Here is a 7,852-nt window from a genome sequence, read left to right on the forward strand (position 1 = left end):
AAAGAGTAGATATAATTCTGTTAATTAGAAGATAATCAAATCTTCTAATTAACAGAATTATATCTACTCTTTTTTTCTTATAAAATAGAAAAAAAAGAAAAAAAAAAAAAAAAAAAAGGAGGGGGAAAAAAGGAGAAGAACCACGGGGCCGGAGGCCCCGGCGGCTCTTCTCATGTCCGCCGCTCCCGGATCAGCAGCCGCGCCGCCACGGTCCCGTGACGGCCAGCATGATGCCCGGGTCCTGGATGTTGGCGAACAGCGTCCGCCCGTCCGGCGAGAAGCAGACCCCCGTGAACTCCGAGTACTCCGGCTCCTCCTCCGTGCCCAGGTTCATCTCGTTGCGGGCCAGCGGGTACGTGCGCCCCGACTCGGTCGCGCCGAAGAGGTGCTGCAGCCCCGAGCCGTCCTCGGCGATGATCAGACCGCCGTAGGGGGAAACCGTGATGTTGTCCGGGCCGTCGTACCCGCCGTCCACCGACGGGTCGGCGTTCACCCCGAGCAGGACCTGCAGCCGCACCGTGCGCCGCTTGGGGTCGTAGAACCACACCTGGCCGTCGTGGGCCGCGCCCGGGCTCTCCTCGCGGGCGTAGGAGGAGACGAAGTACGTCCCGCCGTCGGCCCACCACATGCCCTCCAGCTTGCGCGCGCGGGTCACGGCCGCCTCCCCGAACTGCTTGCGCACCGCCACGGTGCGCGCGTCGCGGTCCGGGACCGGCACCCAGTCCACCCCGTAGGTGGTGCCGATCTTCGTCGCGCGCGAGAGGTCGTCGACGAACAGCCCGGACTTGTCGAAGCACTTGGCGGCCGCCAGCACGCCGGCGTCGTCGGCGAGGGTACGGAGCTTGCCGCGCCCGTGGCGGAAGCCGCTCGGCGGGGTCCAGCGGAAGAGCAGCCCGTTGGGGTTGGAGGCGTCCTCGGTGAGGTAGGCGTGGCCCGTCCGCGGGTCGATGACCACGGCCTCGTGGTCGTAGCGCCCGAACGCCTTGACCGGCTTCGGGCCGAGGTTGGCGCGGCGGTCGTGCGGGTCTACCTCGAAGACGTAGCCGTGGTCCTTGGTCATGCCGTTCTTGCCGGCGAGGTCCGAGTTCTCCTCGCAGGTCAGCCAGGTGCCCCAGGGGGTGGAGCCGCCCGCGCAGTTGGTCGACGTACCGGAGATGCCCACCCACTCGGCGACCTCGCCGCCGCGCCGGACCTCGACGACCGTGCAGCCACCGGCCGCGGCGGGGTCGTAGACGAGGCCCTCGGTGAGCGGGACGGGGTGCTTCCAGTTCGTGCGGGGGCCCTTCAGCTCGTGGTTGTTGACGAGGAGGGTGACGCCCCGGTGGCCCTCGAAGGCGGCCGTGCCGTCGTGGTTGGACGGGGTGGTCTCGCCCGAGTCGAGCGTGGTGACACCGCTGTGCGTGATCACGCGGTACGTGAACCCGGCGGGGAGGGCCAGGATGCCGGCCGGGTCGGGGACGAGCGGGCCGTAGCCGGCGCGGCGGCCGGGACCGCGGTCCTGGCCCCGGTCCAGGCCGACGTCCTGCCGCGCGCCGCCGTCCGCGGCGAGGGCCCCGGGGGCGGTGGCGAGTGCGCCGACCGTTCCGGTGAGCGCGACTCCCGCACCCGCGAGTGCGGTGCGGGCGGTGAAGTCTCTGCGGCTGAGCGGCATCGGGTCTCCAGGGGTGGGGAGGTGGTGCGCCTGTCGTGCGGTCGTCGGCGCACACGCTCCCGCCCGCACGTGAACGCCGACTGAACTACCCGGGAAAACGAATCGACCCCTTCACCGGCTCCCCGTTGGCCGAGTCCCTTGCCGGAACGGCTGGTTACCAGCGCCTCACACGCCCCGGGAACGCGCCTTGAACGCGGCCTTCCGCGCCTCCTTGGCCGCCTTCTTGTCGGGGTGCAGCCGCCCCATCGCCTCCAGCACGTAGGCCGTCGCCGGGTGCTCCACCCGCCAGGCCTGCTCGAAGAACCCGGCGTGATGCGCGGTCAGCGACTCGATCAGGAGCGGCAGCTCCGCCTCCGCGCCCTCCCCGCCGTCGGCTCCCCCGGCTCCCCCACCGCTCGCGCCGCCCGTCGCGAGCTGCGCCGCGATCGTGTCGACCGTCAGCCAGAACACCATCTCCTCGTCCGGCGCCGGTACGTCGGTCACCCCGCGCTCGGCCAGCCAGACCCGGGCGAGCCCGCCGAGCTCCGCGTCGTCCAGTACCGCGCGGACGGCCTGCTCGGCCTCCGCTCCGGTCGGAGCGAGGGCCTGCTGGCAGCGCAGCCGGCGCAGCGGGGCGCCCGGGTCGGCGCCGCGGGCGGCGGCGAGCAGCTCCGTGACGGCTTCGGGTACGGGGCGGCCGGCCAGCCACTGTTCGATCTCGGCCTGGGCGGCGGCCTCGGAGTAGTGGGAGACCACGTCGAGCAGGACGTCCGCGCCCTTGCCGGCCAGTTCGCCGACGGCCGGGGCCTCGACGCCCGCTTCCAGCATGCGCGCCCGGATCCCGTACAGCCCGAGGGGGGTCAGGCGCACCAGCCCGTACCGGGAGACGTCCTCCTCCTCGGCAGCGGCGTCGGGGCCCGCGGCCGCGAGGAACTCCTCGTCCTCCGCCTCGGCCATCAGCGCCTCGTCGACGGGGCGGAACTCGACCAGCCCGATCGGCTCCAGCTGCCGGAACTGGTCGTCGAGGCGCATCATCGCGTCCGAGACCTGCTCCAGTACGGCGTCGGTGGGATCGCCCATGTCGTCCGGCACCACCATCGAGGCGGCGAGCACCGGGAGCGGCACCGGGCCGTCGGCCGTGCCGCCTTCGGCCACGGCGAGCAGGTAGAGGTTGGCGAGGACCCCGTCGAGGAAGTCGGCCTCGCGGCGCGGGTTCCAGTCGAGCTGGTCGAAGTCGATCTCGCCGCCCGCGTCGAGGGCGTCGACGAGGTCGTCCAGGGCCGGTACCGCCGCGTCCGCGAGGACGGTGTCCAGGGCCGCCAGCCACAGGTCGAGCACGTCGCCGGGGGTTCCGCCGGTCACCAGCGCCAGGTCCTCGCCGGGTTCGGCGGTGCCGAACTCCCGGTCTTCCCCGGACGCTTCCCCGGAGCCGGAGCCGGAGCCGTCCTCCTCCGGTTCGGTGACGTCGACGAGGCCGGAGTCGACGGCCACCCGCCAGGCCTGGCTCGCATGGGCCGCGGAGTCCTCGTCGGCGGGGTCGAGGCCCAGCAGGGCCACGGCCTCGGGCAGTTGCCCGGCGACGAGCTCACCACCGGTGTCCACGCGGGTGTCCGGTCCGGCCCAGCGGGCGAGGCGCACGGCGCGGGCGAACAGCGGGGCGGCCAGGGCTTCGCGGGCCAGTTCCGCGTCGGGGAGCAGCCGTACCGGCGGCAGCGAGGGGTGCGAGTCTGCGGACATGGGGCGGTTCTCCTCGCGGGCACGGGTTGTTCGGGTACGGGTTGTTCGGGTACGGGTGGTTCGGGCGGTGCGGGTACAGGTGATTCGGGTGGTTCGGGTACGGGTCGTACGGCGCCCCAGAGTAGACGCATTTCGGGCGCGTCCGGCGGCCCCTCCCCTTTGGTTCATCCCACAGTCAACCTCCGTATTCCCTGTAGGGCTTGACAACTTTGCCGGCCACGAAGGAAATTGACGCGCGTAGATATCTGCTTCCTCCTCCACACACCGGAGTTCCCGCCCATGCGCTCCTCGCATCCCCGTTCCGCCGCCGTCGCGGCCCTCGTCGCCACCGCGCTGGCCACCGGCCTGCTCGCGGGCACCGCCGACGCGGCCGAAGGCGCCGTGTCCGCCGATCCGATACGCATCCACGACATCCAGGGCACCACCCGGATATCCCCGCTGGTCGGCAAGCAGGTCGCCGACGTGGCGGGCGTCGTCACGGGCGTTCGTACGTACGGTTCGCGCGGCTTCTGGATCCAGGATCCGGACGCGGACGACGACGACGCCACCAGCGAGGGCGTGTTCGTCTTCACCAACTCGGTCCCGACCGTCGCGGTCGGCGACGCCGTCAAGGTCTCCGGCCTGGTCGGCGAGTACATCCCCGGCGGCGTCTCCTCCGGCAACCAGTCGGTCACCCAGATCTCCAAGCCCGTCGTGACCGTGGTCTCCTCGGGCAACGCGCTGCCCGCGGCCACCGCCGTCAACGAGTACTCGGTGCCCTGCGCGTACACCCCGGAGGGCGACCCGGCCGCCGCCGGCAGCATCAACGGCCTGACTCTGGAGCCCTCGCGCTACGCCCTGGACTACTACGAGTCCCTCGAGGGCATGAACATCGCGATCGGCACCTCGCGCGTGGTCGGCGCCACCGACCCGTACGCCGAGCTGTGGGTCACGGTGAAGGGCTGGGAGAACAACACCAAGCGCGGTGGCACGCTCTACGGTTCGTACGACTCCCAGAACACCGGCCGCCTCCAGATCCAGCAGCTCGCGCCCCTCGCGCAGCAGCCGTTCCCGGTGGCCAACGTCGGCGACAAGCTGACCGGCCCCACCGAAGGCCCCCTGGACTTCAACCAGTTCGGCGGCTACACCCTGGTGGCCCGCACCCTCGGCACGGTCAAGCCGGGCACCCTCGCCCCGGAGAAGACCAAGCCGCAGGCCGAGAAGGAGCTCGCGGTCGCCACGTACAACGTGGAGAACCTCGACCCGACCGACCCGCAGGAGAAGTTCGACAACCTGGCGAAGGCCGTCGTCGAGAACCTCGCCTCCCCCGACATCCTCGCCCTGGAGGAGATCCAGGACGACAACGGCGCCAAGAACGACGGCACCGTCTCGGCCGAGGCCACCCTGACGAAGTTCACCGAGGCCATCAAGGCCGCGGGCGGCCCGGCCTACCAGTGGAGGACCGTCAACCCGGAGGACAAGAAGGACGGCGGCGAGCCCGGCGGCAACATCCGCCAGGTCTTCCTCTTCAACCCGGCGCGGGTCTCCTTCACCGAGCGCGCCCCGGGCGACGCGGTGACGGCGACCGGTGTGGTGCAGGAGAACGGCAAGGCCGCCCTGACCCACTCCCCCGGCCGGATCGACCCGGCGAACCCGGCGTGGGTGGACAGCCGCAAGCCGCTGGCCGGCGAGTTCGTCTTCCGCGGCAAGACGGTCTTCGTGATCGCCAACCACTTCGGTTCGAAGGGCGGCGACCAGGGCCTGACCTCTGCGACCCAGCCGCCCGTGCGTTCCTCCGAGGCCAAGCGGCTGCTGCAGGCGCAGGCCGTGAACGGCTTCGTGAAGGACATCCTGGCGGTGGAGAAGAAGGCCGCGGTCCTCGTGGTCGGCGACATCAACGACTTCGAGTTCTCCGGCACGGCCAAGGCGCTGGAGGACGGCGGGGCGCTGTACTCGGCGATCAAGTCCCTGCCGCGCTCGGAGCGGTACTCGTACGTCTACCAGGGCAACGCGCAGGTTCTGGACCAGATCCTGACGAGCCCCGGCATCAAGCAGTTCAGCTACGACAGCGTGCACATCAACGCCGAGTTCTCGAACCAGAACAGCGACCACGACCCGCAGGTCGTGCGCTTCCGCCCGTAGCGGCGGCGCCGAAGGGGCCGGGCCGCACCGCCGCCCGGCCCCTTTGGCATGATCCCGGCATGATCTTCCGTACCGCAACGCGTCAGGACCTGCCCGCCGTACTCGCCCTGCTGGCTCAGGACGAGGACCCGGCCGGAGCCACGGCCGACGCCGGTGCCGGGGCGGTCCCGCCGCCCGCCGAGCCGGTCTCCGAGGCGCACGAGCGGGCCTTCGCCGCGATCGCGGCGGACCCGCGCAACGAGATGCTGGTCCTGGAGGTGGACGGGGACCTCGTCGGCTGTCTGCAGCTGACGTACATCCCGGGTCTCGGCCAGGGCGGACGGGATCGGGCCCTCGTGGAGGCCGTACGGATCCGCGCGGACCGGCGGGGCGGGGGGCTCGGGGCCCGCCTGATGGAGCTGGCGGCGGACCGGGCCCGCGAGCGCGGCTGCGGCCTGGTGCAGCTCACCAGCAACAAGCGGCGCACCGCCGCGCACCGCTTCTACGAGCGGCTGGGCTACGCCCGGAGCCACGAGGGCTTCAAGCTCCCGCTGGCCTAGGAAGGGACCTTTGGCCCTGGCGTGACGCTCAGCACATCCCTACCCATTCGGGCGGTTCTGGTGTTGAGTGTCCCCACGCCCGATCTTGTACCTCACTCCAGCCACTCCTTTGGAGGACCGCGTGTTCCCCTCCATTTCCCTCGCTCAGGAAATCGGCATCGCCGTCCTGCTCGTGGCCGCCGTCGTCTGGCTGATCGGCCTCGGCCACATGCTGTGGGACAGCCGCTTCCACCACCCGGAGCCAGGCGCCTTCGAAGGTCTCTCGGTCATCCCCGCCCAGCGCGGCACCTCCGTCCACCCGATGGAGTCGGTGGAACTGACCGAGGCGGAACAGCAGGCCTTCGCCGGCCTGGTCCGCACGATCCCCCTGCACTGACCCGCACTGGCCTGCACTGACCTGCACTGGCCTGCACTGACCTGCACTGGCCTGCACTGATACCTCCGCCCGCCGGACCTCCGGCCCGCGCGGACCCCGCGTGCGCTCGGCCCCTCCCCCGCTCGGGGCGGGAGGGAGCTCACCACGCACGGCGCCCTCCCACCCCGACGGGTGGGAGGGCGCCGGCAGTACCGGACCGGTGTCGGTCAGTTGTGGCTGTGCAGGACCTCGTTCAGACCGCCCCAGGCCGCCTTGTACGGGCGGGCCTCGACGGCGCCGGTGACCGAGTTGCGGCGGAAGAGGATGTTGTTGGCGCCCGAAAGCTCCAGGGCCTTGACGATCTGGCCGTCCGGCAGGGTGACGCGGGTGCCCGCGGTCACGTACAGGCCGGCCTCGACGACGCACTCGTCGCCCAGCGCGATGCCGACGCCCGCCTCGGCGCCGATCAGGGTGCGCTCGCCGATCGAGATGATCTGCTTGCCGCCGCCCGACAGGGTGCCCATGGTGGACGCGCCGCCGCCGATGTCGGAGCCGTCGCCGACCACGACGCCCGCGGAGATCCGGCCCTCGACCATGGAGGTGCCCAGGGTGCCGGCGTTGAAGTTGACGAAGCCCTCGTGCATGACGGTGGTGCCCTCGGCGAGGTGCGCACCCAGGCGGACCCGGTCCGCGTCGGCGATGCGCACGCCCTTGGGGGCGACGTAGTCCGTCATCCGCGGGAACTTGTCGATCGAGGTGACCTGGAGGTGCAGTCCCTCGGCACGGGCGTTCAGGCGGACCGTCTCGACCTGGTCGATCGCGACCGGGCCCAGCGAGGTCCAGGCGACGTTGGCCAGCAGGCCGAAGACGCCGTCCAGGTTCTGGCCGTGCGGCTTGACCAGGCGGTGGCTGAGCAGGTGCAGGCGCAGGTACGCGTCGTGCGCGTCCAGCGGCTTGTCCTCCAGGGAGGCGATCACGGTGCGGACCGCTACGACCTCGACGCCGCGGACCGCGTCCTGGCGGATCGCCTTGGGCGCGGTGGCCCCCAGCAGCTCCACGGCCTGCTCGGCGGTGAGGCGCTCGGTGCCGGCCGGGCCGGGCTCGGCGACCAGCTGGGGGGCGGGGAACCAGGTGTCGAGGACGGTGCCGTCGGCGGTGATGGTGGCAAGTCCGGCGGCGACGGCGCCGGTGGTACGCGTAGCAGTCATGCCCGAAACCTAACCGGCGACGGCCCGCGGTCGCGAACCGGTCTCATGTGCCGGTCGCGCGCGTCGCCGCGTCCCGCGCGCGCCCGCGGCCAGGACGGCCCCGCCCGCGGCTGTGCCGGGTACCGCGCACAGCGGCCGCAGGAGGCCGGGCGCGCGGCTCCCGCCACCGGCTCCGCCCCGGGCCCACACCCCCCCCCCTGGAAGGGAGGGGACCGCGGGGAGCTTGGGAGGATTCTTTTTTAAAAAGGATACTTGCCTACAA

The 7,852-nt window shown here is 71.4% G+C and carries 6 protein-coding genes; 3 read left to right on the forward strand and 3 right to left on the reverse strand.

Annotated elements, in window-relative coordinates; translation table 11 throughout:
* Positions 1 to 190: 190 nt before the first annotated feature.
* Positions 191 to 1,651: an alkaline phosphatase PhoX gene (locus tag ACFRU2_RS33480; protein WP_382979549.1), complete on the reverse strand. Its 1,461-nt coding sequence runs from the start codon at positions 1,649 to 1,651 to the stop codon at positions 191 to 193.
* 165 nt (positions 1,652 to 1,816) lie between these two features.
* Entirely contained in the window at positions 1,817 to 3,367 is a 1,551-nt protein-coding gene (locus ACFRU2_RS33485) for a hypothetical protein (RefSeq protein WP_382979552.1), read from the reverse strand.
* Positions 3,368 to 3,646: 279 nt separating this feature from the next.
* Here ACFRU2_RS33485 and ACFRU2_RS33490 point away from each other — a divergent pair, with 279 nt between their 5' ends.
* The 3 genes from ACFRU2_RS33490 to ACFRU2_RS33500 all read left to right on the forward strand — a co-directional run bounded on the left by ACFRU2_RS33490 (position 3,647) and on the right by ACFRU2_RS33500 (position 6,403).
* The gene (locus tag ACFRU2_RS33490) at positions 3,647 to 5,488 is read left to right on the forward strand and encodes an endonuclease/exonuclease/phosphatase family protein (protein ID WP_382979554.1); all 1,842 of its coding nucleotides are present in this window, start codon (positions 3,647 to 3,649) and stop codon (positions 5,486 to 5,488) included.
* A 59-nt stretch (positions 5,489 to 5,547) separates the two neighbouring features.
* Positions 5,548 to 6,027 carry a GNAT family N-acetyltransferase gene (locus tag ACFRU2_RS33495; RefSeq protein WP_382979557.1) on the forward strand — a complete coding sequence of 160 codons (480 nt, stop codon included), beginning with the start codon at positions 5,548 to 5,550 and terminating at the stop codon, positions 6,025 to 6,027.
* 121 nt (positions 6,028 to 6,148) lie between these two features.
* The gene (locus ACFRU2_RS33500; RefSeq protein WP_250742297.1) at positions 6,149 to 6,403 is read left to right on the forward strand and encodes a hypothetical protein; all 255 of its coding nucleotides are present in this window, start codon (positions 6,149 to 6,151) and stop codon (positions 6,401 to 6,403) included.
* Positions 6,404 to 6,609: 206 nt separating this feature from the next.
* On the opposite strand, the gene dapD is transcribed toward ACFRU2_RS33500, so the two are convergent.
* A complete protein-coding gene (gene dapD / locus ACFRU2_RS33505; RefSeq protein ID WP_243338420.1) occupies positions 6,610 to 7,590 on the reverse strand; it encodes a 2,3,4,5-tetrahydropyridine-2,6-dicarboxylate N-succinyltransferase in 981 nt (326 codons plus the stop codon).
* Between the last annotated feature and the right edge of the window lie 262 nt (positions 7,591 to 7,852).

Origin of the sequence: Streptomyces sp. NPDC056883 (assembly GCF_042788835.1) — a bacterium.
GTDB classification, from domain to species: Bacteria; Actinomycetota; Actinomycetes; order Streptomycetales; family Streptomycetaceae; genus Streptomyces; species Streptomyces stoeckheimensis.

Bases quoted from the DNA above. Each gene is read 5' to 3' on its own strand.
- ACFRU2_RS33480 (WP_382979549.1), bottom strand. From the start codon at position 1,651: ATGCCGCTCAGCCGCAGAGACTTCACCGCCCGCACCGCACTCGCGGGT.
- ACFRU2_RS33485 (WP_382979552.1), bottom strand. From the start codon at position 3,367: ATGTCCGCAGACTCGCACCCCTCGCTGCCGCCGGTACGGCTGCTCCCC.
- ACFRU2_RS33490 (WP_382979554.1), top strand. From the start codon at position 3,647: ATGCGCTCCTCGCATCCCCGTTCCGCCGCCGTCGCGGCCCTCGTCGCC.
- ACFRU2_RS33495 (WP_382979557.1), top strand. From the start codon at position 5,548: ATGATCTTCCGTACCGCAACGCGTCAGGACCTGCCCGCCGTACTCGCC.
- dapD (WP_243338420.1), bottom strand. From the start codon at position 7,590: ATGACTGCTACGCGTACCACCGGCGCCGTCGCCGCCGGACTTGCCACC.